A 26,533-nucleotide genomic window follows, 5' to 3' on the forward strand; every position below is an offset into this window, starting at 1 on the left:
AGGCTACCGATGTTGCTGGTCGCGGTGCTCAGACCCGTCGACGTCGAAGTCGACAGGCTGGTCACATTACTGTTCGTCGTGCTCAAGCCGGTGGACAGACTACCGATGCTGCTCGTCGCAGTGCTCAGACCAGTCGACGTCGAAGTCGACAGGCTGGTGACATTGCTGTTCGTCGTGCTCAAGCCAGTCGACAGGCTACCGATGTTGCTGGTCGCGGTGCTCAGACCCGTCGACGTCGAAGTCGACAGGCTGGTCACATTACTGTTCGTCGTGCTCAAGCCGGTGGACAGACTACCGATGCTGCTCGTCGCAGTGCTCAAACCCGTCGACGTCGAAGTCGACAGGCTGGTCACGTTGCTATTCGTCGTGCTCAAACCTGTAGACAGGCTACCAATGCTGCTCGTCGCAGTGCTCAGCCCGGTCGAGGTCGACGTCGACAGGCTGGTCACGTTGCTGTTCGTGGTGCTCAGGCCAGTCGACAGGCTACCGATGCTGCTCGTCGCAGTGCTCAGACCAGTCGACGTCGAGGTCGACAGACTGGTCACATTGCTGTTGGTCGTGCTCAGGCCGGTAGACAAGCTACCAATGCTGCTCGTGGCCGTGCTCAGACCGGTCGACGTTGAAGTCGACAAGCTGGTCACATTGCTGTTGGTCGTGCTCAAGCCGGTCGACAGGCTGCCGATGCTGCTTGTCGCTGTGCTCAGGCCCGTGGAGGTCGAAGTCGACAGGCTAGTCACATTGCTGTTGGTCGTGCTCAAGCCGGTCGACAGACTGCCGATGCTGCTCGTCGCCGTGCTCAGACCGGTCGACGTTGAAGTCGACAAGCTGGTCACATTGCTGTTCGTCGTGCTCAGGCCGGTCGACAGGCTGCCGATGCTGCTGGTGGCTGTGCTCAGACCGGTCGACGTCGAGGTCGACAGGCTGGTCACGTTGCTATTCGTCGTGCTCAAACCTGTAGACAGGCTACCAATGCTGCTCGTCGCAGTGCTCAGCCCGGTCGAGGTCGACGTCGACAGACTGGTCACGTTGCTGTTCGTCGTGCTCAAGCCAGTGGACAGGCTACCGATGCTACTTGTCGCTGTGCTCAGACCCGTCGACGTCGAGGTCGACAGACTGGTCACATTGCTGTTCGTCGTGCTCAGGCCCGTCGAAAGGCTGGCAATGCTGCTCGTTGCGGTGCCGATGCTGCTCGACAACGAAGCTGTGACGGTCTTGACTTGCAGGACGTTGACGGCGTCCTGGTCCGCGCTGCCCGGCGCCACGCCTGTGATCTGGCGGTTGCCCACGTTCACTTCACCCGATGAGCTTTGCTTGCTCGTCAGGCCGAACGCGTCGTAGTTGGCCAACGCGCCCACGCTCGCAACCGAGTTCGCACCCAGCGCCACGCTGTCAGGCTTGGTGGTCTGGGCGTTCTTGCCGACCGCCACGCTGTTGTCGCCGTTGGAGATCGCGTTCTGGCCGATGGCCACGCTGTCGGCGCCGTTGGCCTGGCTGTCCGCGCCGGTGCTGTTGGCGTGGAAGTACTTCGTACCGGTGTTGTAGATCGAGCTGACCGACGAGCTCAGGGTGCCAAGGTTGCTGTTGGTCGTGCTCAGGCCAGTCGACAGGCTGCCGATGCCGCTCGTTGCGGTGCTCAAGCCGGTGGACAGGCTGGTCACGTTGCTGTTGGTCGTGCTCAGGCCTGTAGACAGACTGCCGATGCTGCTCGTCGCAGTGCTGAGACCTGTCGACGTCGAAGTCGACAGGCTGGTCACGTTGCTGTTCGTCGTGCTCAAGCCGGTAGACAGGCTGCCAATGCTGCTCGTGGCGGTGCTCAGACCCGTCGAGGTCGAAGTCGACAGGCTCGCAACGTTGCTGTTGGTCGTGCTCAGGCCTGTAGACAGACTGCCGATGCTGCTGGTCGCGGTGCTCAAGCCGGTCGAGGTCGAGGTCGACAAACTCGCAACGGCGCTGTTCGTGGTGCTCAAACCAGTCGACAGGCTGGAGACATTGCTGTTGGTCGTGCTCAAGCCGGTCGAGAGGCTGCCGATGCTGCTTGTCGCGGTGCTCAGACCTGTGGACGTCGAGGTCGACAGGCTGGTCACGTTGCTGTTCGTGGTGCTCAGGCCTGTCGACAAGCTGCCGATGCTGCTCGTCGCTGTACTCAGACCCGTCGACGTCGAGGTCGACAAGCTGGTCACGTTGCTGTTCGTGGTGCTCAGGCCAGTCGACAGGCTGCCGATGCTGCTCGTCGCGGTGCTCAAACCAGTCGAGGTCGACGTCGACAGGCTGGAGACATTGCTGTTTGTCGTGCTCAGGCCAGTGGACAGGCTGCCAATGCCGCTAGTCGCCGTACTCAGACCCGTGGAGGTCGACGTGGACAGGCTGGTCACGCTGCTGTTCGTGCTGCTCAAGCCGGTCGACAGGCTACCGATGCTGCTCGCCGACGCGCTCAGGCCAGTGGACAGGCTGCTGACGGTGCTGTTGGTCGTGCTCAGGCCAGTCGACAGGCTGCCGATACCACTCGTCGCAGTGCTCAGACCGGTCGAAGTCGAGGTCGACAGGCTGGAAACCCTGCTGTTGGTCGTGCTGAGCCCGGTCGAAAGGCTGCCAATGTTGCTCGTCGCAGTGCTCAGGCCCGTCGAGGTCGAGGTCGACAGACTGGTCACATTGCTGTTCGTTGTGCTCAGGCCCGTGGACAGGCTGCCGATGCTGCTCGCGGTAGTGCTCATGCCCGTGCTCAACTGAGCTACGGTCACAGCGTCCTGGGGCGCCGCGCCATCGGCAACGTTCGTGATTCGCCGCAGGGCGGAAGACGAACCCACCGAGACCTCGGACGCAGGCGCGTTGGTGTTGGTGAGGAACCCCTTGCCGGTAGGCGCCGCGGCGCCGGTCACGCTGCCCGCGCCAATTGCGACGCTGTTTGCATACGCTGCATTGGCGTTGTCGCCGACGGCAATGCCGGACGCGCCATTGACGGCTGATCCACGTCCGACGGCAATGCCGGAGGTTGCCGTCGCAGCGACAGCGGACTGCCCACCAATGGCGATCGAATCGTTCGCAAGCGCCTTCGCCCCGCTGGTGACGTTGGAGCCGATCGCGGTGGATCCGTCAGCGAACGAATTCGCTGTCCGGCCAAGGGCCACGGAGTAGGCGCCTGTGGCGTTGGCTCCCGAGCCAATGGCAGCGCTGCGGTCACCCATGGAAGAAGCATTGGTGCCGACCGCCAGGCCGTTTGTTGCACCGGCGCCGGTCTGCGCGGCATAACCGATAGCTGCGGAGGTGGCACCCTGGGCATTCGAAAGGGTCCCGAACGCCGTGGAACCGCTGCCCGTGGCATTTGCGCTGTTGCCGAAAGCGGTCGAAGGTGCCAGTCCCGATGCATCGCCAACGGCACGCGCGTTGGTGCCGAAAGCCATGTCGTTGCCGAAGGCTGCATTGGCGTTGTTGCCGAAGGCCGTCGCGCCGCCGCCATTGGCCTTGGCACCGGCGCCGACCGCGACTGCGTTGGCGCCAGAGCCAATGGCAGAAACGCCGAGGGCTACCGCGTTGAGGGCCGACGCATTGGCGCCGTCGCCAACGGCAACACCGGCTGTGCCGCTGACGATCGAGCCGCGACCGACCGCGATACCGGAGTTGGCGGCAGCCGCCACCGAAGACTGACCGCCGATGGCGATGCCGTCGACGGCCGCCGACTTGGCCACGTCGGTGGTGTTGCTGCCGATGGCGATGGAGCCGGTGTTCGAAGCCAGCGTGCCATTGCCCGCTGCCAGCGAGTTCTGGCCCGTGGCCTTGGCTCCCACTCCGAAGGCGGTCGCGCCGCTGGCAGAAGCCGTGGTGCCGTTGTTGCCGATCGCCAGCGTGTTCAAGGCACTGGCCGTGGTCTGGCCACCGACGGCGGTCGAATCCTGGCCGGTGGCCTTGGCACCCGTGCCAACGGCGGTGGAATCGCCCAACGATGCAGCCGTACCCGTCGCCACGGCGCCCCAGCCGATCGCAAGATTCGAGGCGCCGGTAGTCGCAGCATTGGCATTCGTGCCGATGGCGATGGCATTGCTGCCGATCGCGTTCGCGCCGTCACCGAGCGCAATCGCACTGGTACCCGCGACGTTGGCGCCGCGGCCGATGGCTACGCCCGAAGTGGCCCCGGAACTGACAAAAGCCTGGCCGCCGATGGCGATGGAATCCGTCGCGGTCGCCTGCGCCCCCTTGGTCGCGTTGCTGCCGATGGCCACCGCCCCGCTGCCCGAGGCGGTGGTCGAGTTGGCAACGGTCAGCGGGGTGGTGCCGTCCCCGCCAGCGCCGCCGATGGCTACGGAATTGAGCGCGGCAGCGTTGCTGCCGAAGCCCATCGCGATGCTGGAGATGCCGCCCGCGCTCGACTCCAGCCCGTAGGCGCTGCTCCACTTGCCGCTCGCGTTGCTGAGGAAGCCGAATGCGGAAGCCCCGGTTGCCCGGCCCTGGGCGAACGCGCCGTACACGGTCACCGCGGTCGAGCCCGTACCGGTCGCGTTGCATCCCGCCACCAGCGAGTAGGTGCCGGTACCGTCTTGCGTCGGTGCACCGGTCGCTCCACTGGTGCTTCCGGGATTCAGGCGGCCGACGATGCCACTCGATCCCGTCACACAGGTGCCGTCGGTATTGATGACGTTGGCGTACGCCACCCCGGCTCCGCCCTGCATCACCCCATAGATGGCCGCCACGGCCAGGAGACGGAATGTCGACCGCTTCGCGCTACCGCTTCGCTTGCCGCACGCCGAGGTGAGCTCGGAAGCCGCCACCCATGCCCCCAGGGCTTCGTTCCATATGCTTCTGTATGACTTGTTCATTTACTGTTCGGCTCGCGGTGAATGGATTGACGGGTTCAGATCGACAAAAAATGCGATGCCCCTGCGTCAGGTTCCATCGCTGAAGGCACGCGCTTGGGAGTGCCTCGATTACAGGAATGCTGGAATGTACGGACTTGTTTACATTTCAGTTCGCATGCCGCAATAGGGAAATTTCGAACCAATGATTTAGTTCACAAAAATGAAATATGAGTGAACTCATTCAGGCCCGAGGGTTGCCGACAAGCCACTGAAAGCGGGAGGCCACATAGAATCCAAAGCGCGGCTTCAGCGGACTTTTTTCACACAACTTCGCCGATAAGCTCCCTTTCTCCTTCTTCTCGCCGCCGGCTCAAAGAACAGTGCGTCTGCTCTTTGCAAGCCTCGAAGAATGACAAAGCCCGCTGAAATAGGAATTTCGTCACATAGCAGTTAATTAATTGCCAACCCCAGAAAACGATCTCCAATCGCCGCGGATGGCAATTAACATTCTTGAAACAATTAAATGAGGTCCGCCATTCAGCTGCGCATCGGCATCACCATCGGCCTCCACCACGAGGCCGAAACCCTCTGGAACAACGGCATCAAGCAGAACGCCGTGTTCCTGGCGGAAGCACTGAAGCACTGCCCGGATGTGGCCTCGGTGGTACTGGTCAACACCACGGCGATCCCGATCACCCCGGCCCTGCCCTGGGACCAGACACGCTGGCCTACCGTGACCTTCGAGGCGGCCAAGGACAACGTGGACGTGCTGATCGAGCTCGGCGGCCAGATCGACCCGGCGCAGACCGACTACCTGAAGCAGCGTGGCGCGCGGCTGGTGTCCTACTGCTGCGGCTTCGAATACGTGCACGCCATGGAGTCGATGCTGTTCAACAAGCCGCTCTGGGGGCAGAACCTGTTCGTGAACCAGCGCTACGACGACATCTGGATGGTTCCGCAGGTGGCGAACATCAGCCAGCCGTACTTCGAGGTGCTGCGCCGGGCCGAGGCGCGCCCCGTGCCTTTCGTGTGGAGCCCGGTATTCCTGGACGAACGCACGCGCGCCCTCCCCGACGCCGGCGTCTACCAGCCGCACGCCGGGCCGCGCCGCCTCAGCGTGATGGAGCCGAACATCAACGTGGTGAAGTTCTGCCTCTATCCGGTTCTGATCGCCGAGTTGGCCTACCGCGCCCGGCCCGAAGCCATCGCGCTGCTGCAGGTCACCAATGCCGAACGGCTGGCCAGGGAGAACATGGAGTTCATCACGCTGATGAACCAACTCGACCTGGTGCGAGAGCACAAGGCGGTGTTTCTCGGCCGGCACGAAACGCCGGTCTTCCTGGCGCAGAACACCGACATCGTGGTCTCGCACCAGTGGGAGAACCCGCTCAACTATTTCTACCTGGAAACCTGCTGGCAGGGCTACCCGCTGGTGCACAACGCGCACCTGTGCGCGGACCTCGGCTACTACTACCAGGGCAACGACGTGGCCGGCGGCAGCGCCCGGGTGCTCGAAGCCATCGACACGCATGATGCGCAGGCAATCGCTTATCGCGAGCGCCAGCGCAGCCTGATCGACCGCTACCTCCCCGGCAACGCCGCGGCCACCGAGGTCTACAACAACCTGCTGCTCGGCCTGATGCAGCGCCCCGCCCGATAGACAGGCACACGGAGCCCGAAATGCTTGACTCGTCCGAACTCCGGCAGTTCTTTCCCGTGGTCGTGACACCGAGCCACGACGGCAAGTTCTTCCAGAACTACGTCGCCTCGATGCTGAACTTCACTGTCCAGGCCGAGCGCGCCGGCATGCGCATGCAGGTGCTGATGCACCAGGGCGAGAGCCTGGTGACGCGTGCGCGGAACAACTGCGTGGCCCAGTTCCTCGCCAATCCGCAATGGACCCACCTGTTCTGGATCGACGCCGACATCGGCTTCTCGGCGCAGGCGGCCTTCCGGTTGCTGCTGTCGGGCTACGACATCGCGGCCGGCGTCTATCCGCTCAAGCGGGAGAACTGGCCCGACGACGGCGTGGCCGCGGGCACGACACAGCAGCAGTTCGAGGCCACCTTCACCCGCTACACGGTCAACGCCAAGGCCTCGGAGACCACTTCGCAGGTCGAACTCAAGATCCAGCCCGACGGCTTCATGGAGGTGACCGAGGCACCGACCGGTTTCATGGTGATCAAGCGCGCCGTGTTCGAGCGGCTCATGGCGAGCTACCCCGACCTCGCCTACGTGCCCGACAGCATCGGCGAGGCCGACCTGGGCCTGCACTACCGCTTCTTCGACGTGATGGTCGACCCGCAGACGCGCCGCTATCTCTCGGAGGACTACGGCTTCTGCCGCCTGTGGTCGGGGCTGGGCGAGTCGATCTACATCGACGCCAATTCCAACCTGACACACCAGGGCGCCAAGCTGTACCGCGGCGACTTCGCCAACTCGCTGCTGACCTCCCTGCCCCACGCGGTGGGCGGCCCGGTCGGCGCGAAGATGGTGCTCACGGGCCAGGAGTACCTGCAGCCCAACGCGCCCTCGCTCTGAGCTGAACGAAGGCGCATCGCCCACAAAAAAGCCCCGCCGAAGCGGGGCTTTCTGATTGGAGCGAGCCGAAGAAGATCAGGCCGCGACCGTGTCCGCCACGCCCTTGTAGTCTTCGATCTTGTCGAAGTTCAGGTACTGGTAGATCTGCGCGCTGGACGCATCGAGCACGCCCGTGGCGGCCATGTACTCCTCGCGGGTCGGGATGCGACCCAGGCGCGAGCAGATGGCGGCCAGTTCGGCCGAGCCGAGGTACACGTTGGTGTTCTTGCCCAGGCGGTTGGGGAAGTTGCGCGTGCTGGTCGACATCACCGTCGCGCCTTCGCGCACCTGTGCCTGGTTGCCCATGCACAGCGAGCAGCCCGGCATTTCAGTGCGGGCACCGGCATTGCCGAACACGCCGTAGTGGCCTTCCTCGGTGAGCTGCTGCGCGTCCATCTTGGTGGGCGGAGCGATCCACAGCTTGACCGGGATGTCGCGCTTGCCTTCGAGCAGCTTCGACGCGGCGCGGAAGTGGCCGATGTTGGTCATGCACGAGCCGATGAACACTTCGTCGATCACGGCGCCGGCCACATCGCTGAGCGTCTTCACGTCATCGGGGTCGTTCGGGCAGGCCACGATGGGTTCGTGGATCTCGGCCAGGTCGATCTCGATCACGGCGGCGTAATCAGCGTCGGCATCGCCCTTGAGCAGTTGCGGATCCGCAAGCCAGGCTTCCTGCGCGGCGATGCGGCGTTGCAGCGTGCGGGCATCGGCGTAGCCTTCGGCAATCATCCACTTCATCAGCGTGATGTTGCTGTTGATGTACTCGATGATCGGCTCCTTGTTCAGGTGCACCGTGCAGCCGGCGGCCGAGCGTTCGGCCGAGGCGTCGCTCAGCTCGAAGGCTTGCTCCACCTTCAGGTCGGGCAGGCCTTCGATTTCGAGGATGCGGCCCGAGAAGATGTTCTTCTTGCCCTTCTTCTCGACCGTCAGCAGGCCGGACTTGATGGCATACAGCGGAATTGCGTTGACCAGGTCACGCAGCGTCACGCCGGGTTGCATCTTGCCCTTGAAGCGCACGAGCACCGATTCGGGCATGTCCAGCGGCATCACGCCGGTGGCGGCCGCGAAGGCCACGAGGCCCGAGCCTGCCGGGAAGCTGATGCCGATGGGGAAGCGGGTGTGGCTGTCGCCGCCCGTGCCCACGGTGTCGGGCGTCAGCAGGCGGTTGAGCCACGAGTGGATCACGCCGTCGCCGGGGCGCAGCGACACGCCGCCGCGGTTGGCCATGAACTCGGGCAGTTCGTGGTGCATCTTGACGTCGACCTTCTTGGGGTACGCCGCCGTGTGGCAGAACGACTGCATCACGAGGTCGGCCGAGAAGCCCAGGCAAGCCAGGTCCTTCAGCTCGTCGCGCGTCATCGGGCCGGTGGTGTCCTGCGAGCCGACCGAGGTCATCTTGGGTTCGCAGTACGTGCCCGGGCGAACGCCCTGGCCTTCTGGCAGGCCGCAGGCGCGGCCGACCATCTTCTGTGCCAGCGAGAAGCCCTTCTTGGTGTCGATGGGGCTTTGCGGCAGGCGGAACAGCGTCGAAACCGGCAGGCCCAGCGCCTCGCGCGCCTTGGCCGTCAGGCCGCGGCCGATGATCAGCGGAATACGGCCGCCGGCGCGCACTTCGTCGAACAGCACGTCGCTCTTGACCTGGAACTCGGCGATGACCTTGCCGTCCTTCAGCGCCTTGCCTTCGTAGGGACGCAGCTCGACCACGTCGCCCATGTTCATTTGCGCCACGTCGAGCTCGATGGGCAGCGCGCCCGAGTCTTCCATGGTGTTGTAGAAGATGGGAGCGATCTTGCCGCCGAGGCAGACGCCGCCGAAGCGCTTGTTCGGCACGAAGGGAATGTCTTCGCCGGTGAACCAGAGCACCGAGTTGGTGGCGCTCTTGCGCGACGAACCCGTGCCGACCACGTCGCCGGCATAGGCCACGAGGTGGCCGCGCGCGCGCAGGTCTTCGATGAACTTCACCGGGCCGCGCTTGCCGTCTTCTTCGGGAACGATGCCCGGGCGCGCGTTCTTGTGCATCGCGAGCGCGTGCATCGGAATGTCGGGACGGGTCGTCGCGTCGGGTGCGGGCGACAGGTCGTCGGTGTTGATTTCGCCGGCCACCTTGAAGATGCTGACGGTGATGCTCTCGGGCACTTCGGGGCGGCTGGTGAACCACTCGGCATCGGCCCAGCTTTGCAGCACGCCCTTGGCGTTGGCGTTGCCCTTGTCGGCCTTTTCCTTGACGTCGTGGAACTGGTCGAACATCAACAGGGTTTTCTTCAGGCCTTCTGCTGCCACAGCGCCGACTTCAGCGTCGTCGAGCAGGTCGATCATGGGGCTGATGTTGTAGCCGCCGAGCATGGTGCCGAGCAGTTCGGTCGCGCGGGCGCGCGAAATGAACTCGCTCTTCTCGGTGCCGTGGGCCACGGCCGCGAGGTAGCTCGCCTTGACCTTGGCGGCGTCGTCGACGCCGGCGGGCACGCGATAGGTGAGCAGGTCGAGCAGGAAAGCACCGTCCTTGGCGTTCGCGCTCTTGAGGAGCTCGATCGCTTCAGAGGTCTGCTTCGCGCTCAAGGGCAGCGGCGGGATACCGAGCGCGGCGCGTTCGGCAACATGGTCAACGTAGGCTTGCAACATCTTCTTTTCTCCGGAAACTGAGCTGGCGGGCGTGCAGTACGGCAAGCAAGAGCCGCGCCGCACGCCGTTTCGTTACTTACTTCTTTTCGCCGTCGGCGCCTTCGAACAGGGCCTTCGGCGGGTTCTTCTTCATTTCTGCGGCAAATGCGACCTGGGCGTCAGTCTGGCATTCATCGGCAATGCGCAGGCCGGCCTTCTGGTTCATCAGCATCGACTTGTTGCCGAGCTGGAGCCACATGGCGCCGGCACGCGGGTCTTCGAGGCGGATGGCGCCGGTGCGGCTTTCGACCGGGTGCATGCGGTACTTCAGGCCCTTGGTGGTCACGGTGAAGAAGCCGGGCTTCTTCTCGTCGGGCGTGACGGTCACGTCGGCGCCGAGTTCGCACTGGGCGCGGCCGATCGACACGCGCTGGGCGACAGCCAGGTCGGCATCGGTGAGCACGACGTTGGTGTCGTCGGCGATCGGCGTGACTTCCTCGACAGCCTTGGCCGCCTTGCGGGTGACCTGGCGCTTGGGAGGCGTCTTCTTGGCTTCGGCCTTTGCCGCAGGCTTGGCCGCGGGCTTGGCGTCCTGCGCGACTGCTGCAAGCGGCAGGGCCAGGGCGACGGCGGCGATCAGGGCAATTTTCTTCATGTGTGGGTTTCCTTGAGGCTGGATTCAGAGAGTTTCAGGAGGCCGCGAGCGCAAACCAGGCTTTCGCCTCGGGGGGCAACGCGCGCCCTGTTGCGTGGGCGCGCGTCAAGACCTGCCAAAAGTGGCGGTAGCTCGCGCGGTCGTGCAATGTGCCATCAATTTGTGTCGGAGCCCAATCAGCAAGCGCCGCTTTTGCAATGATTTGTGTGGCAACTTGAATCTGCGCCTCGTCGGGCGCAAAGGCCTCGAGGATGGGGCGGATCTGGTTCGGGTGGATGCTCCACATGCGCGTGTAGCCGAATTCGGTGGCCGCCTTGCGGGCGGCCGTGCGCATGGCATCGGTGTTGCTGAACTCGGTGACCACGCAGTGCGAAGGCACCTTGCCGTAGGCATGCGCGGCCGATGCGATGGCCAGCTTGGCGCGCACCACCAGCGGGTGGCTGAACTGCCCTGCCGCACCCATGCCATCGGCAGGGATCGCGCCGGCGTGGGCCGAGACGAAATCCATCAGGCCGAAGCTCAGCGACTGCACGCGCGGATGGGCGGCAATCTCGAAGGCGTTGTGCACGGCGAGCGGCGACTCGATCAGCACGTGCAGCGGCAACGTATCGGCATCAGCCGCTTCGAGCGCCGCCACAGCCTGCAACACATCGGCCACCGATTCGACTTTCGGCACCATCAGATGGCTCAGGCGCTGGGCGGCACGGCCGGCAATGGTGATCAGGTCGCCGGCAAAGGCGGGATGGTCGACGGGGTGCACGCGCACGCCGACGCGCATGCCGGGTTTGGCGGCCAACGCTAGTTCGGTGACTAGCGCGGCATGCTCGGCTTCGCCGCCCACCGGGGCGCCGTCTTCGCAATCGAGGGTAACGTCGAACACGCAGGCGCCGAACTCCTCGGCCATTTCGGCCTGGAGCGCGAGGCTCTTCTTCATGCGCGCCTCGACGCCGCTGTAGTGGTCGCACACGGGCAACGTCACAGCGCCGGCTTGCGCGCCGAGCAGTACTTCAGCGGGATGCGCGGTCTTCGTCATGCCTTTTTCTGCGCCACGATGAACATGCGCGGGAAGGCGAGCAGCCGCTTGCCGTCGGTGCGCGCCGGATAGGCTTCGTTCACTCGACGCTCGTACTCGGCAAGGTAGCTCGCCTGCAGGTCCGGCGGCAGGCGGTCGACGAAAGGCTTCAGCCCCGTGCCGCGCACCCATTCGACGATGGATGCGGCATCGGCCATGCGGTGCTGGTAGATCGTGTGCCAGACATCGACGTGCACCGCACGCGGCGCCAGCAGGTCGTAGTAGCCACCGAGGTCGAGCAGCAGGGTGCGCAGCTTGTCGGCGTCGCCGATGCGTTCGGCCCACGGTGCTTCAGCGGCCAACGCACGCATCAGGCGATGCGTGGGCTCCTGGCGGTTGTCGGGCATCTGGATGGCGAGCACGCCAGCCGGGGCCAGCGCGTCGAACAGGCGCGGGATCAGCTTTTCGTGATCGGGCACCCACTGCAGGGACGCGTTGGCATAAATGAGGTCAGGAGCTTCTTCCTGGGATTGCGGCGCCCAGGCCGCAATGTCGCTCAACTCGAAGCGCGCCTGCGGCAGGCGCTCGCGCGCGCTGACAAGCATGGCTTCGGAGTTGTCGGTTCCGAGGACTTGCGCCTTCGGAAACCGGTTGACCAGCAGCTCGGTGGAGTTGCCCGGTCCGCACCCGAGGTCGACCACGCGGGCGGCCTCGGTCAGTGGCACCCGCGCCAGGAGCTCCTGTGCGGGTCGGGTGCGCTCGTCCTCGTAGCGACGGTAGAGCGCGGGGTTCCAGTCGAGCATGCTGGCTGGTCGTGCTTTAGAGCAGGTGAGCGACGCCGGCGCGTTCGCCTTCCAGTTCTTCCAGGGTCTTGTTGATGCGTTCCTGGCTGAATGCATCGATCTCGAGGCCTTCGACCAGCTTGTATTCACCGTTTTCGCAGGTGACCGGGAAGCCGAACATCACGTCCTTCGGAATGCCGTACTGGCCGTCCGACGGAATGCCCATGGTGACCCACTTGCCATTGGTGCCCAGGGCCCAGTCGCGCATGTGGTCGATGGCGGCGTTGGCAGCCGAGGCAGCCGACGACAGGCCGCGTGCTTCGATGATGGCAGCGCCGCGCTTGCCGACGGTTGGCAGGAAGGTGTTGGCGTTCCATTCCTGGTCGTTGATCATCTTGGCGACGCTTTCGCCGTTGATGGTGGCGAAGCGGTAGTCGGCGTACATCGTGGGCGAGTGATTGCCCCAGACGGTGAGCTTCTCGATGTCGGCCACGGCCTTGCCGGTCTTGGCGGCGATCTGGCTGGCGGCGCGGTTGTGGTCCAGGCGCAGCATGGCGGTGAAGTTCTTGCGCGGCAGGTCGGGGGCGCTCTTCATGGCGATGTAGGCGTTGGTGTTGGCCGGGTTGCCGACCACCAGCACCTTGACGTTGCGGCTGGCGACGGCATTGAGGGCCTTGCCTTGCGCGGTGAAGATGGCGCCGTTGACGGCCAGCAGTTCGGCACGTTCCATGCCGGGGCCGCGGGGGCGCGAACCGACGAGCAGCGCGTAGTCGGCGTCCTTGAAGGCGGTCATCGGGTCGCCGTGGGCTTCCATGCCGGCCAGCAACGGGAAGGCGCAGTCGTCGAGTTCCATCATCACGCCCTTGAGCGCCTTCTGGGCCTTCTCGTCGGGGATTTCGAGCAGTTGCAGGATGACCGGCTGGTCTTTGCCGAGCATTTCACCGGAGGCGATACGGAACAACAGGGCGTAACCGATTTGACCGGCGGCACCGGTGACGGCAACGCGGACGGGCTTTTTGCTCATGGGAAGACTCCAGAAGGTAATGAAACGGTGTCGGCGCTCTCGTGGGGCGCCAGGGGTTCTGCGGGCTGGGAATACTTCTCGCAGCGCGAGACCGGCCGCATTTTAAGCCGATTCAATGAGCCTCGTCTTATGTCTTATATAAGATATCCTCCGGGGGTCCGCCAAGGCGCACCCCACCGCTGCCATGAACACGCCCACCACATTCGACGAGCCCGCGACGCCGTCCTTCAGCCCGCTCTACCAGCAGATCAAGACATTGATCCTGCAGAGCCTGCAGGCGGGCGAGTGGAAGCCTGGCGAGCCCATCCCGAGCGAGATGGATCTGGCCGTGCGCTATCGGGTGAGCCAGGGCACGGTGCGCAAGGCCATCGACGAACTCTCTGCCGAAAACCTCGTGGTGCGCCGCCAGGGCAAGGGCACCTTCGTCGCCACGCATGCCGAGCAGCATGTGCAGTACCGCTTCCTCAAGCTCGTGCCCGATGCGGGCGACCCGAACACCGAGGGCCCGGCGGTGCGCACCATCGTCGACTGCAAGCGCCAGCGCGCATCGGCCGACGTGGCACGCGCGCTCGGCCTGCGTACGGGCGACGCGGTGCTGCAGGTGCGGCGCGTGCTCGCCTACGGCGGCGTGCCCACCATCCTCGAAGACCTCTGGCTGCCCGGTGCGCCCTTCAAGGGGCTCACCGCCGAGCGGCTGCGCGCGTGGCCCGGCCCGATGTACGCGCTGTTCGAAACCGAGTTCGGCGTGCGCATGGTGCGCGCAGAAGAAAAAATCCGCGCCGTGCTGCCCGATGCCGAACAGGCCGCGCTGCTCGACGTGACGCTGCAGATGCCCCTGTTGAGCGTGGAACGCGTGGCGCACACCTACCATGACATGCCGATGGAGCTGCGCCGCGGGCTCTATCGCACCGACACGCACCACTACAGGAACCAGCTGGGCTGATCCCGATGCAGACGAAGGCCGAATACCGCCGCGCCGATGTGCGCATACAAGCTGCGCATTGCGCTACGAAGTCAATAGCATCCGACTGCAACGGTGCGCCGACTCGTGCATGTCCGCTGCGCGATGGTGCATTGCAATAGAATTTTGCGTTGTTTGCATTTCCGCAGAAGAAACAAAAGCGTTCGCTCTCAGAACAAGCCAACAAGTCACAAAAGCCACGAAAGCACTTCCCCCAATGACAGAGCTTGCAACTCCCCCCCGGCCTCCGCGTCGCGAATTCCGCAACATCAATGCCTTCACCGACCTCACGACCTACCGGCTGCCGCCGGCCGGCATCGTGTCGATCCTGCATCGCGTCAGCGGCGTGCTGATGTTCCTGCTGCTGCCGTTCATCATCTGGATGTTCGACACCTCGCTGTCTTCCGACTATTCGTTCGCCAAGTTCAAGGCCGCCTTCAACAGCGGCCTTGGTTTCGTTCCGGGGTGGTTCTTCAAGCTGGTCGCGCTCGCGCTCATCTGGGCCTACCTGCACCACTTCATCGCCGGCCTGCGCCATCTCTGGATGGACGTGAGCCACGCTGCCGTGACCAAGGAATTCGGCCATACCTCGGCTGTCGTCACGCTGGCACTGAGCATCCTGCTCACCGTGGTGCTCGGCGCCAAGCTGTTCGGCCTGTACTGAGAAGGAGCCAACCATGTCTGTGAATTACGGCTCCAAGCGCATCGTCGTCGGCGCGCACTACGGTCTGCGCGACTGGCTCAGCCAGCGCATTACGGGCGGCCTGATGGCGCTCTTCACGATCGTGCTGCTCGCGCAACTGATCTTCACCCGCGGCCCCATCGGCTACGACCTCTGGGCCGGCATCTTCGCCGCGCAGTGGATGAAGGTGCTCACGTTCTCCGTGATCGTCGCCCTGCTCTACCACGTGTGGGTCGGCATGCGCGACGTCTGGATGGACTACGTCCAGCCCGTCGGCATCCGTCTCGTGCTGCAAATTTTCACCATCGTCTGGCTTGTCGGTTGTGCGGGTTGGGCCATTCAAGTGCTTTGGAAGATCTGACCCCACCATGACCTACACAAAAGAAAAAATCACCAAGCGCAAGTTCGACGTCGTGATCGTCGGTGCCGGCGGCTCCGGCATGCGCGCCTCGCTGCAACTCGCACGTGCCGGCCTCAACGTGGCCGTGCTCTCCAAGGTGTTCCCGACCCGTTCGCACACCGTCGCCGCTCAAGGTGGCGTGGGCGCATCGCTCGGCAACATGAGCGAAGACAACTGGCACTACCACTTCTACGACACGATCAAGGGTTCCGACTGGCTCGGCGACCAGGACGCGATCGAGTTCATGTGCCGCGAAGCCCCGAAGGTCGTGTACGAGCTCGAACACTTCGGCATGCCCTTCGACCGCAACCCCGACGGCACCATCTACCAGCGCCCGTTCGGCGGCCACACGGCCAACTACGGCGAGAAGCCCGTGCAGCGCGCCTGTGCCGCGGCCGACCGTACCGGCCACGCGATGCTGCACACGCTCTATCAGAAGAACGTCGAAGCCCGCACCCAGTTCTTCGTCGAATGGATGGCGCTCGACCTCATCCGTGATGACGAAGGCGACGTGGTCGGCGTGACCGCGCTCGAAATGGAAACCGGCGACCTGCACATCCTGCAGGCCAAGACCGTGCTGCTGGCCACCGGCGGCGCAGGCCGCATCTTCCAGGCCTCGACCAACGCCTTCATCAACACCGGCGACGGCCTCGGCATGGCCGCCCGCTCGGGCATCCCGCTGCAGGACATGGAGTTCTGGCAGTTCCACCCGACCGGCGTGGCCGGCGCGGGCGTGCTGCTGACCGAAGGCTGCCGCGGCGAAGGCGCGATCCTGCTGAACAGCAACGGCGAACGCTTCATGGAGCGCTATGCGCCCACCCTGAAAGACCTGGCGCCGCGCGACTTCGTGTCGCGCTCGATGGACCAGGAAATCAAGGAAGGCCGAGGCTGCGGTCCCAACAAGGACTACGTGCTGCTCAAGCTCGACCACCTGGGCGCCGAAACCATCCACAAGCGCCTGCCCTCGGTGTACGAAATCGGCGTCAACTTCGCCAACGTCGACATCACGAAGGAACCGATTCCGGTCGTGCCCACCATCCACTACCAGATGGGCGGCATCCCGACCAACATCCATGGCCAGGTCGTCATCCAGAAGGGTGAAGAGAACAGCGCAGTGGTGAACGGCCTCTACGCCGTGGGCGAATGCTCCTGCGTGAGCGTGCACGGCGCCAACCGCCTGGGCACGAACTCGCTGCTCGACCTGCTGGTGTTCGGCCGCGCGGCCGGCAACCACATCGTCGAGTTCAACGACAAGCTCAAGGAACACAAGCCCCTGCCCAACGATGCGGCCGACCGCACGCTGGAGCGCCTGAACCGCCTCGAGTCGACCACCACCGGCGAATACGCCCAGGACGTGGCCGGCGAGATCCGCGCCGTCATGCAGCAGCATGCGGCAGTGTTCCGCAAGCAGGCCTCGATGGACGAAGGCGTGACCAAGATCGCCGCCGTGCGCGAGCGCGTCAAGGCCATCGGCCTGAAAGACAAGTCGAAGGTGTTCAACACCGCCCGCATCGAAGCGCTGGAAGTCGACAACCTGATCGAAGTGGCGCAGGCCACCATGGTTTCGGCCGCCGCCCGCAAGGAATGCCGCGGCGCCCACACGGTCGAAGACTACGAACGCCCGGCGGACGACCCTGTCGCACCGCTCGGCCGCGACGACGTCAACTGGATGAAGCACACGCTCTGGTACAGCCAGGACAACCGCCTCTCGTACAAGCCGGTCAAGCTGCAGCCGCTCACCGTGGCCTCGGTTCCACCCAAGGTCCGCACGTTCTAAGAGAACGGCTCACAGTCAGCTCATACAAAGCATTCACAAGGTCACTACGATGAAGCGCACATTCCAGATTTACCGCTACGACCCGGACAAGGACGCCAAGCCCTACATGCAGACGGTCGAGATCGAACTCGACGGCCACGAGCGCATGCTGCTCGACGCCCTCATGAAGCTCAAGGCGCAAGACCCGACGCTGTCGTTCCGCCGCTCGTGCCGCGAAGGCGTCTGCGGCTCCGACGCGATGAACATCAACGGCAAGAACGGTCTGGCCTGCCTGACCAACATGAACACGCTCAAGGGCACCGTCGTGCTCAAGCCGCTGCCGGGCCTGCCCGTCATCCGCGACCTGATCGTGGACATGACGCAGTTCTTCAAGCAGTACAACTCGATCAAGCCGTACCTGCAGAACGACACCGTGCCGCCCGAAAAGGAACGCCTGCAGTCGCCCGAAGAGCGCGAAGAGCTCAACGGCCTGTACGAGTGCATCCTGTGCGCGAGCTGCTCCACGAGCTGCCCGAGCTTCTGGTGGAACCCCGACAAGTTCGTCGGCCCCGCCGGCCTGCTGCAGGCCTACCGCTTCATCGCCGACAGCCGCGACGAAGCCACCGCCGAGCGCCTGGACAACCTGGAAGACCCGTACCGCCTGTTCCGCTGCCACACGATCATGAACTGCGTGGACGTGTGCCCGAAGAGCCTGAACCCGACCAAGGCCATCGGCAAGATCAAGGAATTGATGGTGCGCCGCGCCATCTGACCTGATCCATTTGTTCGAGAAGCCACCATGCAACCCGCCGCCGACTCCGCCGACCTGCTCAGTGAACGTGCGCTGAGCAAGCTCAAATGGAGCTGCCGGCGCGGACTGCTCGAGAACGACCTGTTCATCGCCCGCTTCTTCGAGCGGCACGAATTCCGCATGACCGTGGGTCAAGCGGGAGCGATGGAGACACTGATGGACCTGTCGGACAACGACCTCCTTGACCTCCTTCTGCGCAGGAAGGAGCCCGAGCCCGCATGGGCCGGGGCCGAGGTGGTCGCATTGCTGCAGCTGATGCGTACCGACGGCGCGCAGCGTCCCGCAATCTCTCCTTCGTCCTGAATCCACCTCTGAAAGTAAACCGAAATGAAAGCATCCGATACCAAGGCCACGCTGTCGTTCAGCAACGGCGGCGACAGCGTCGAACTGCCGATCTACAAGGGCACCGTGGGCCCCGACGTGATCGACATCCGCAAGCTGTACGCACAGACCGGCATGTTCACGTACGACCCGGGCTTCATGTCGACCGCCGCCTGCCAGTCGGCCATCACGTACATCGATGGCGACAAGGGCGAGCTGCTGTACCGCGGCTACCCCATCGAGCAGCTCGCGACCAACTGCGACTTCATGGAGACCTGCCACCTGCTGCTGTACGGTGAACTGCCGGACACGGCCAAGAAGGCCAACTTCACCAAGCTCGTGACCAACCACACGATGGTGAACGAGCAGATGCAGTTCTTCCTGCGCGGCTTCCGCCGCGACGCGCATCCGATGGCCATCATGACCGGCCTGGTGGGCGCCCTGTCGGCCTTCTATCACGACAGCACGGACATCAACAATCCCGAGCACCGCGAGATCGCCGCGATCCGCCTGATCGCGAAGATGCCCACGCTCGTGGCCATGGCCTACAAGTACACGATCGGCCAGCCGTACATGTACCCGAAGAACGACCTGAGCTACGCCGGCAACTTCCTGCACATGATGTTCGCCACGCCGTGCGAAGAGTACAAGGTGAACCCGGTGCTTGAGCGCGCGCTCGACCGCATCTTCATCCTGCACGCAGACCACGAGCAGAACGCCTCGACCTCGACGGTGCGCCTGTGCGGCTCGTCGGGCACGAACCCCTTCGCGGCCATCGCGGCCGGCGTGGCCTGCCTCTGGGGCCCCGCCCACGGCGGCGCCAACGAAGCGGCGCTGAACATGCTCTACGACATCCAGAAGGAAGGTGGCGTGGAGAAGATCGGCGAGTTCATCAAGAAGGTCAAGGACAAGAACTCGAACGTCAAGCTGATGGGCTTCGGCCACCGCGTGTACAAGAACTACGACCCGCGCGCCAAGCTGATGCAGGAAACCTGCAACGAAGTGCTGACCGAGCTGGGCCTGGAACAAGACCCGCTGTTCAAGCTCGCCAAGGAACTGGAAAAGATCGCCCTGGAAGACGAGTACTTCGTGTCGCGCAAGCTGTACCCGAACGTCGACTTCTACTCGGGTATCGTGCAGCGCGCCATCGGCATCCCGGTGCCGCTGTTCACCGCGATCTTCGCGCTGGCCCGCACGGTCGGCTGGATCGCCCAGCTGAACGAAATGATCGGCGACCCCGAGTACAAGATCGGCCGCCCGCGCCAGCTGTTCGAAGGTTCGCCGAAGCGCGACGTGAAGCCGATCACGGCTCGCTGAGCTTCCGTCGAATCTCGATGATCAGAAAAGCTGCCTTCGGGCAGCTTTTTTTTGGCCTGTAAATTGCGATCTCTTTGGGCTCAAGAAGGAGAAGGCGAATGTCAGTTTTTCAACGCGTGACCTGGTTTGGCGCGAGGGCGGCATTCATCGCCTTCGCGACAACGCTGCTGTTCGGCTGCGCTACCGACGCTCCCGGCGCAAAGCCGCCACAGCAGATTGCAGTGAAGGTTCTCATCATCAGCATGTTCAAGCCCGAGGCACAGGTGTGGTTCGAGCCGCTGAAGCTGACCCGGGAGATCAAGGTGCCCGGCCTGTCCGCCGACGATCCGCTGGTCAGGTGCAACGCCGATTCGGTGTGCCAGGTCACCACCGGCATGGGCCATACCAACGCGGCTGCTTCCATCACGGCACTGGTGTTCAGCGGGAAGTTCGACCTCTCGAAGACTTACTTCCTGGTGGCCGGCATCGCGGGCGTCGACCCGAATGTCTCGACCATCGGTTCTGCCACCTGGGCCCGGTTCCTGGTCGACTTCGGCATCGCGCATGAGATCGATGCGCGTGAAATGCCGTCGACCTGGCGCTCTGGCTACTTCGGCATCGGCGCCAAGGATCCGGACTCGAAGCCCAAGTTCGAGTACCGGACCGAGGTCTTCCGCCTCAACGAAAAGCTGCTGCAGAAGGCCCTGAAGCTCTCGGCCAATGCACCGCTGGCCGACAACGACAAGGCACGCGCCTACCGCGCCAGGTATTCGCAGGCAACCGCCAAGGCCCGCCCGTCGGTCCTGCAATGCGACACCGCGGCCGGCGACACCTACTGGCACGGCAGGTTCCTGGGCGAAACCGCCACGCGCTGGATTTCACTCGTGACCGACGGGCAGGGCAGGTACTGCACCACCCAGCAGGAAGACAACGCCACCTACGAGGCATTGAAGCGAGGCGCCAGCGCGGGGCTGCTCGACCTGCAGCGCGTGGCGGTTCTTCGCACGGCATCCAATTTCGATCGGCCCTACCAGGGGCAGACCGCTTACGCCTCGTTGAATGCCGAGTCGGGCGGATTCCCGATCGCCACCGGCAATCTCCTGATCGCGGGCCGTCCTCTGGTGGATGCGATCGTGGGCAACTGGTCCGCCTGGAGTGCGGGGGTTCCCGCGGACTGATCCGGGCTCGCAAGGCAGCCCACCGCAGCTGCCGATTGCCGTCGCCTCCCGGCAACAAGGTCATCTCATATCACGATGCCTGACGCATAAAAACAAGGAGAAAATAGCCCCCTCATCGCCAGACGCGATGCCCCACGGCCCCATGAGCACATCCGAACGCAACTTCGCCCGCCGCATCGACCTCACGTCGCTGCAGCTGTTCGTTGCCGTGTGCGAATTGGGCAGCATCGGCCGCGCTGCCGAGCGCGAGTTCATCGCGGCCTCGGCCATCAGCAAGCGGCTGTCCGACCTCGAGGCCACGCTCGGCACCACCCTGCTCTACCGCCACGCGCGTGGCGTCGACCTCACGCCCGCCGGCGAAAGCCTGCTGCATCACGCCCGATCGGTGCTCTACAGCCTGGAGAAGATGCAGGGCGAACTCAGCGAATACGCCGACGGCGTGCGCGGCCACGTGCGGGTGCACGCCAACATCTCGGCGATCGTGCAGTTCCTGCCCGAAGACCTGGGCGTATTCACGCGCGCCCACGAGGCCATCAAGATCGACCTTGAAGAACACCTGAGCAGCGAAGTGATCCGCGCGGTGCAGGAAGGCGCGGCCGACCTCGGCGTGTGCCACGTGGCCGGCGGCGCGGGTGAGTTGCAAAGCCTTTCTTACCGGCACGACCGCCTCGCGCTGATCGTGCCCACGGGGCATGCGCTGGCGGCGCAGGGCGCTATCGACTTCGTGGATTCGCTCGACTTCGACCACGTCGGCCTGCACACCAACAGCTCGATCTACGTCGCGATGCACGAAGCCGCGCTCGACGCCGGCCGCAGCATCAAGCTGCGTATCCACGTGACGGGCCTCGACGCCATGTGCCGGATGATCGAGAACGGCCTGGGCATCGGCGTGATGCCACAGCGCGCCTTCGAGCTCATGCAGAACGGCATCGGCCGCGGTCTCGTGAGCGTGGCGCTCAACGACGCCTGGGCGGCGCGCGAGATCCGGCTGGTGGCGCGCGACTTCTCCACCCTGCCGGTGGCGGCGCGCTCGCTGGTGAATCACCTGCACGCGGCTGCGGACGCCGCAGAACAGATCGCGGCCTGAACCTCGAATTCACGGCCGCAACGACAGACAATCCATTTCCCCACGAAAGACAAGAGACCGACATGGCACGCACGCTCTACGACAAGATCTGGGACGAACACGTCGTCCACACCGAGGAAGACGGCACCGCGATCCTCTACATCGACCGCCACCTGGTGCATGAAGTGACCAGCCCTCAGGCCTTCGAAGGCCTGCGCGAAGCCGGTCGCAAGCTGTGGCGCATCAGCTCGGTCGTGGCCACCGCCGACCACAACACGCCCACCACGGGCTGGGAGCGCGGCTACGAAGGCATTGCCGATCCGACCAGCAAGGAACAAGTCACCACGCTCGACCACAACATCGCCGAATTCGGCGCGGCCGCGTTCTTCCCGTTCCTGAGCAAGCGCCAGGGCATCGTGCACGTGATCGGCCCCGAGTCGGGCGCGACGCTGCCGGGCATGACTGTCGTCTGCGGCGACTCGCACACATCCACGCACGGCGCATTCGGCGCGCTCGCGCACGGCATCGGCACCAGCGAAGTCGAGCACGTGATGGCCACGCAAACGCTGCTTGGCAAGAAGGCGAAGAACATGCTCGTGAAGGTCGAGGGCAAGCTGCCGCTCGGCTGCACCGCCAAGGACATCGTGCTGGCCATCATCGGCAAGATCGGCACGGCCGGCGGCACGGGCTACACCATCGAGTTCGCTGGCTCGGCCATTCGCGACCTGAGCATGGAAGGCCGCATGACGGTCTGCAACATGGCCATCGAGGCCGGCGCGCGCGCCGGGCTGGTGGCGGTCGACGAAAAGACCATCAGCTACGTGAAGGGCCGTCCGCTCGCGCCCACCGGCGTGGAGTGGGACCAGGCCGTGACCTACTGGCGCACGCTGCAGTCCGACCCTGGCGCGACCTTCGACGCCGTGGTCGAGCTCGACGCCGCGCAGATCCAGCCGCAGGTGACCTGGGGCACCTCGCCCGAGATGGTGGTCGATATCAACGGCCGCGTGCCCGATCCCGACAAGGAAAAAGATGCGAACAAGCGCGGCGCCATCGAGCGCGCGCTGGTCTACATGGGCCTGGAGCCGAACAAGGCCATGAACGACATCTTCATCGACAAGGTGTTCATCGGCTCTTGCACCAACAGCCGCATCGAAGACATGCGCGAAGCCGCCGCCGTGGTGAAGAAGCTCGGCCAGAAGGTCGCGAAGAACGTGAAGCTCGCGATGGTCGTGCCCGGCTCGGGCGTGGTGAAGGAACAGGCCGAGCGCGAAGGGCTCGACCTGATCTTCAAGGCCGCTGGCTTCGAATGGCGCGAGCCCGGCTGCTCGATGTGCCTCGCAATGAACGCCGACCGGCTCGAGCCCGGCGAGCGCTGCGCATCCACCAGCAACCGCAACTTCGAAGGCCGCCAGGGCGCCGGCGGCCGCACCCACCTCGTGAGCCCCGCGATGGCTGCCGCTGCTGCCGTGCACGGCCACTTCGTCGACGTGCGCACCTTCGCCTGATCTGGAGACAACACATGCAGAAATTCACCGTGCACAAGGGCCTCGTGGCCCCGATGGACCGCGAGAACGTCGACACCGACGCGATCATTCCGAAGCAGTTCCTGAAGTCGATCAAGAAGACCGGCTTTGGCGTGAACCTGTTCGACGAATGGCGCTACCTCGACGCCGGCTTTCCGGGCCAGGACCCGGCCAGCCGCAAGCCGAACCCCGACTTCGTGCTGAACCAGCCGCGCTACGCCGGCGCCTCGGTGCTGCTGGCGCGCAGGAACTTCGGCTGCGGCTCGTCGCGCGAGCATGCGCCGTGGGCGCTCGACCAATACGGCTTTCGCGCAATCATCGCGCCGAGCTACGCCGACATCTTCTTCAACAACAGCTTCAAGAACGGCCTGCTGCCGATCGTGCTGCCCGAAGCGCAGGTGGCCCAGTTGTTCGACGAGACCTTCGCGTTCCCGGGCTACCAGCTGACCATCGACCTGGAACGCCAGGTGGTCGTGAAGCCCGATGGGCAGGAGTTCGCGTTCGACGTGCAGGCCTTCCGCAAGTACTGCCTGATCAACGGGCTGGACGACATCGGCCTCACGCTGCGCCACAAGGACAAGATCAAGGCCTTCGAGGCCGAGCGCCTGGCGCAGAAGCCGTGGCTCGCGCACACGATGATCTCCTGATCGCGCGCATTTCCGTTTTCAAAAAACCTCAGACCAATTTATGAAAATCGCAGTTCTCCCGGGTGACGGCATCGGCACCGAAATCGTGGCGGAAGCCGTCAAGGTGCTCGACGTGCTCGACCTGAAGTTCGAGATGGAGTCGGCGCTGGTCGGCGGCGCGGCCTACGAGGCGCACGGCCATCCGCTGCCTGAATCGACGCTCAAGCTGGCGAAGGAATCGGACGCAGTGCTGTTCGGCGCCGTCGGCGACTGGAAGTACGACAAGCTCGACCGACCGCTGCGGCCCGAGCAGGCCATCCTAGGGCTGCGCAAAAACCTCGGCCTGTTCGCGAACTTCCGTCCCGCCATCTGCTATGAGCAACTGGTGGATGCATCGAGCTTGAAGCCCGAGCTGATCGCGGGCCTGGACATCCTCATCATTCGCGAGCTGACCGGCGACATCTACTTCGGCCAGCCGCGCGGCCGCCGCATCGCGACGGACGGGCACTTCCCGGGCGCCGAAGAGGCGTTCGACACGATGCGCTATTCGCGCCCCGAGATCGAACGCATCGCCCGCGTGGCCTTCGAGGCGGCCCGCAAGCGCAGCAAGCGCGTGACCAGCGTCGACAAGAACAACGTGCTGGAAACCTCGCAGCTGTGGAAAGACGTGATGCTCGACATCGCGAAGGAATATCCGGACGTCGAACTCGACCACATGCTGGTCGACAACGCGGCCATGCAGCTCGTGAAGGCCCCCAAGAAATTCGACGTGGTGGTCACCGGCAACATGTTCGGCGACATCCTCTCGGACGAGGCCGCGATGCTCACCGGCTCCATCGGCATGCTGCCCTCGGCATCGCTCAATTCGAGCAACCAGGGCCTGTACGAGCCCAGCCACGGGAGCGCCCCCGACATTGCCGGCAAAGGGGTTGCCAATCCTTTGGCTACAATCCTGTCCGCTGCCATGATGCTCCGCTTCTCACTCAACCAAGCCGAAGCTGCCGACCGTATCGAGTCGGCGGTCAAGGACGTGCTTGCCTCCGGGCTGCGCACGGGCGACATCTGGTCAGAAGGTACGAAGCGCGTCGGCACCCGCGAAATGGGCGACGCGGTCGTTGCAGCAATCACCAAAAAGACGATTACCGGCTAACCGCAGCCCGCTTCGTCACGCCCCTCCCCGGCTCGACGAGTCGGGGGCAAGAAAAGACAAATTTTTCTTTTTTCATAAGGGCAAACTGAAATGGCGAACGCATCTCAACCTCTGGTCGGCCTCGTGGGCTGGCGCGGCATGGTCGGCTCGGTCCTGATGGACCGCATGCAGGCCGAAGGCGACTTCGGTCTCATCGAGCCGGTCTTCTTCTCGACCTCCAACGCCGGCGGCAAGGCCCCGGCGATGGCCAAGAACGAAACCGCGCTGAAGGATGCGAACGACATCGAGGCACTGAAGAAGTGCGACATCGTCATCACCTGCCAGGGCGGCGACTACACCAGCGAAGTGTTCCCCAAGCTGCGCGCCGCCGGCTGGAACGGCCACTGGATCGACGCCGCCTCCACCCTGCGCATGCAGGACGACGCGATCATCGTGCTCGACCCGGTCAACCTGCCGGTCATCGAGAACGCGCTCGCCAAGGGCGGCAAGAACTGGATCGGCGGCAACTGCACCGTGAGCTGCATGCTCATGGGCGTGGGCGCCCTCTACAAGGCAGGCCTGGTCGAGTGGATGACCAGCATGACCTACCAGGCAGCCTCGGGCGGCGGCGCGCAGCACATGCGCGAGCTGCTGACCCAGTTCGGCACCCTCAACGCCGAAGTGCGCGCCCTGCTGGACGACCCGAAGTCGGCCATCCTCGAAATCGACCGCAAGGTGCTGCACAAGCAGCAGACCCTCAGCGCCGCTGAAACGGCCAACTTCGGCGCGCCGCTGGGCGGCTCGCTGATCCCCTGGATCGACAAGGACCTGGGCGACGGCATGTCCAAGGAAGAGTGGAAGGGCGGCGCCGAGACCAACAAGATCCTCGGCCAGGGCCCGGGCTTCAGCACCGCTGCCACGCCGGTCGACGGTTTCTGCGTTCGCATCGGCGCGATGCGCTGCCACAGCCAGGCCCTGACCTTCAAGCTCAAGAAGGACGTGCCGGTCGCCGACATCGAAGCGATGATCGCCGCCGACAACCCCTGGGCGAAGGTCGTGCCGAACACGCGCGAAGCCACCCTGAAGGACCTGACGCCGGTGGCCGTGACGGGCACCATGGACATTCCTGTTGGCCGCATCCGCAAGCTGGCGATGGGCCCGGAATACGTCGGCGCCTTCACCATCGGCGACCAGCTGCTGTGGGGCGCCGCGGAACCGCTGCGCCGCATGCTGCGTATCCTGCTCGAAGCCTGATGCGGGCTGCTCAGGGCCTTTTGAAACATGAATTGTTGCCTTACGGCAACATCGAATGTGTGCGTAAGTATGCGCGCACTGGGTAGAAC

General features: G+C 64.4%; 20 protein-coding genes and 2 pseudogenes. 15 read left to right on the top strand and 7 right to left on the bottom strand.

The window, feature by feature from the left end:
- Nucleotides 1-3,920 (bottom strand): annotated as a pseudogene (locus ACZYSP_RS09865) (beta strand repeat-containing protein); the annotation flags it as partial.
- Nucleotides 3,921-4,316: 396 nt separating this feature from the next.
- Nucleotides 4,317-4,808 (bottom strand): annotated as a pseudogene (locus tag ACZYSP_RS09870) (ESPR-type extended signal peptide-containing protein); the annotation flags it as partial.
- 502 nt (nucleotides 4,809-5,310) lie between these two features.
- Here ACZYSP_RS09870 and ACZYSP_RS09875 point away from each other — a divergent pair.
- The gene (locus ACZYSP_RS09875) at nucleotides 5,311-6,447 is read left to right on the top strand and encodes a DUF2827 domain-containing protein (protein WP_489014032.1); all 1,137 of its coding nucleotides are present in this window, start codon (nucleotides 5,311-5,313) and stop codon (nucleotides 6,445-6,447) included.
- A 20-nt stretch (nucleotides 6,448-6,467) separates the two neighbouring features.
- Nucleotides 6,468-7,328 carry a hypothetical protein gene (locus ACZYSP_RS09880; RefSeq protein ID WP_489014034.1) on the top strand — a complete coding sequence of 287 codons (861 nt, stop codon included), beginning with the start codon at nucleotides 6,468-6,470 and terminating at the stop codon, nucleotides 7,326-7,328.
- Nucleotides 7,329-7,403: 75 nt separating this feature from the next.
- On the opposite strand, the gene ACZYSP_RS09885 is transcribed toward ACZYSP_RS09880, so the two are convergent.
- From ACZYSP_RS09885 to ACZYSP_RS09905, 5 genes are all read right to left on the bottom strand, one after another.
- Nucleotides 7,404-9,989, bottom strand: coding sequence for a bifunctional aconitate hydratase 2/2-methylisocitrate dehydratase (locus ACZYSP_RS09885; RefSeq protein ID WP_489014036.1), 2,586 nt, complete (start codon nucleotides 9,987-9,989; stop codon nucleotides 7,404-7,406).
- Between the two features lie 76 nt (nucleotides 9,990-10,065).
- On the bottom strand, nucleotides 10,066-10,623 hold the full coding sequence (locus ACZYSP_RS09890) for a hypothetical protein (RefSeq protein ID WP_093049550.1): 558 nt from the start codon (nucleotides 10,621-10,623) through the stop codon (nucleotides 10,066-10,068).
- Nucleotides 10,624-10,657: 34 nt separating this feature from the next.
- On the bottom strand, nucleotides 10,658-11,656 hold the full coding sequence (locus ACZYSP_RS09895) for an HpcH/HpaI aldolase/citrate lyase family protein (protein ID WP_489014038.1): 999 nt from the start codon (nucleotides 11,654-11,656) through the stop codon (nucleotides 10,658-10,660).
- Nucleotides 11,653-12,438: a trans-aconitate 2-methyltransferase gene (gene tam, locus ACZYSP_RS09900; RefSeq protein WP_489014040.1), complete on the bottom strand. Its 786-nt coding sequence runs from the start codon at nucleotides 12,436-12,438 to the stop codon at nucleotides 11,653-11,655. Before tam ends, ACZYSP_RS09895 begins: the two co-directional genes overlap by 4 nt.
- Before the next feature lie 16 nt (nucleotides 12,439-12,454).
- Complete coding sequence (locus ACZYSP_RS09905; RefSeq protein ID WP_042578072.1) at nucleotides 12,455-13,441, bottom strand: malate dehydrogenase; 987 nt, start codon at nucleotides 13,439-13,441, stop codon at nucleotides 12,455-12,457.
- 184 nt (nucleotides 13,442-13,625) lie between these two features.
- On the opposite strand from ACZYSP_RS09905, the gene ACZYSP_RS09910 reads away from it, so the two are divergent.
- The 13 genes from ACZYSP_RS09910 (at nucleotide 13,626) to asd (ending at nucleotide 26,444) form a co-directional block, all read left to right on the top strand.
- Nucleotides 13,626-14,384: a GntR family transcriptional regulator gene (locus ACZYSP_RS09910; RefSeq protein ID WP_093049541.1), complete on the top strand. Its 759-nt coding sequence runs from the start codon at nucleotides 13,626-13,628 to the stop codon at nucleotides 14,382-14,384.
- 235 nt (nucleotides 14,385-14,619) lie between these two features.
- Nucleotides 14,620-15,066 carry a succinate dehydrogenase, cytochrome b556 subunit gene (gene sdhC / locus ACZYSP_RS09915; RefSeq protein WP_093049538.1) on the top strand — a complete coding sequence of 149 codons (447 nt, stop codon included), beginning with the start codon at nucleotides 14,620-14,622 and terminating at the stop codon, nucleotides 15,064-15,066.
- Between the two features lie 13 nt (nucleotides 15,067-15,079).
- Nucleotides 15,080-15,445, top strand: coding sequence for a succinate dehydrogenase, hydrophobic membrane anchor protein (gene sdhD, locus ACZYSP_RS09920; protein WP_093049535.1), 366 nt, complete (start codon nucleotides 15,080-15,082; stop codon nucleotides 15,443-15,445).
- Between the two features lie 7 nt (nucleotides 15,446-15,452).
- Nucleotides 15,453-17,261: a succinate dehydrogenase flavoprotein subunit gene (gene sdhA / locus ACZYSP_RS09925; RefSeq protein ID WP_093049532.1), complete on the top strand. Its 1,809-nt coding sequence runs from the start codon at nucleotides 15,453-15,455 to the stop codon at nucleotides 17,259-17,261.
- A gap of 49 nt (nucleotides 17,262-17,310) precedes the next feature.
- Nucleotides 17,311-18,012 carry a succinate dehydrogenase iron-sulfur subunit gene (locus ACZYSP_RS09930; RefSeq protein ID WP_093049529.1) on the top strand — a complete coding sequence of 234 codons (702 nt, stop codon included), beginning with the start codon at nucleotides 17,311-17,313 and terminating at the stop codon, nucleotides 18,010-18,012.
- 27 nt (nucleotides 18,013-18,039) lie between these two features.
- On the top strand, nucleotides 18,040-18,354 hold the full coding sequence (locus ACZYSP_RS09935) for an FAD assembly factor SdhE (RefSeq protein WP_489014045.1): 315 nt from the start codon (nucleotides 18,040-18,042) through the stop codon (nucleotides 18,352-18,354).
- 24 nt (nucleotides 18,355-18,378) lie between these two features.
- Complete coding sequence (gene gltA / locus ACZYSP_RS09940) at nucleotides 18,379-19,689, top strand: citrate synthase (RefSeq protein WP_093049522.1); 1,311 nt, start codon at nucleotides 18,379-18,381, stop codon at nucleotides 19,687-19,689.
- 98 nt (nucleotides 19,690-19,787) lie between these two features.
- Nucleotides 19,788-20,846, top strand: coding sequence for a purine-nucleoside phosphorylase (locus ACZYSP_RS09945; RefSeq protein WP_489014047.1), 1,059 nt, complete (start codon nucleotides 19,788-19,790; stop codon nucleotides 20,844-20,846).
- Nucleotides 20,847-20,988: 142 nt separating this feature from the next.
- Nucleotides 20,989-21,933, top strand: coding sequence for a LysR family transcriptional regulator (locus ACZYSP_RS09950; protein WP_093172142.1), 945 nt, complete (start codon nucleotides 20,989-20,991; stop codon nucleotides 21,931-21,933).
- Nucleotides 21,934-21,995: 62 nt separating this feature from the next.
- Nucleotides 21,996-23,417 carry a 3-isopropylmalate dehydratase large subunit gene (leuC, locus tag ACZYSP_RS09955; RefSeq protein WP_093049506.1) on the top strand — a complete coding sequence of 474 codons (1,422 nt, stop codon included), beginning with the start codon at nucleotides 21,996-21,998 and terminating at the stop codon, nucleotides 23,415-23,417.
- A 14-nt stretch (nucleotides 23,418-23,431) separates the two neighbouring features.
- A complete protein-coding gene (gene leuD, locus ACZYSP_RS09960) occupies nucleotides 23,432-24,082 on the top strand; it encodes a 3-isopropylmalate dehydratase small subunit (RefSeq protein WP_093075564.1) in 651 nt (216 codons plus the stop codon).
- A 40-nt stretch (nucleotides 24,083-24,122) separates the two neighbouring features.
- A complete protein-coding gene (gene leuB, locus ACZYSP_RS09965; RefSeq protein ID WP_093172144.1) occupies nucleotides 24,123-25,211 on the top strand; it encodes a 3-isopropylmalate dehydrogenase in 1,089 nt (362 codons plus the stop codon).
- Between the two features lie 90 nt (nucleotides 25,212-25,301).
- Entirely contained in the window at nucleotides 25,302-26,444 is a 1,143-nt protein-coding gene (asd, locus tag ACZYSP_RS09970; protein ID WP_093049497.1) for an aspartate-semialdehyde dehydrogenase, read from the top strand.
- The last annotated feature ends 89 nt before the right edge of the window (nucleotides 26,445-26,533 follow it).

Source organism: Variovorax sp. F042 (assembly GCF_057814215.1).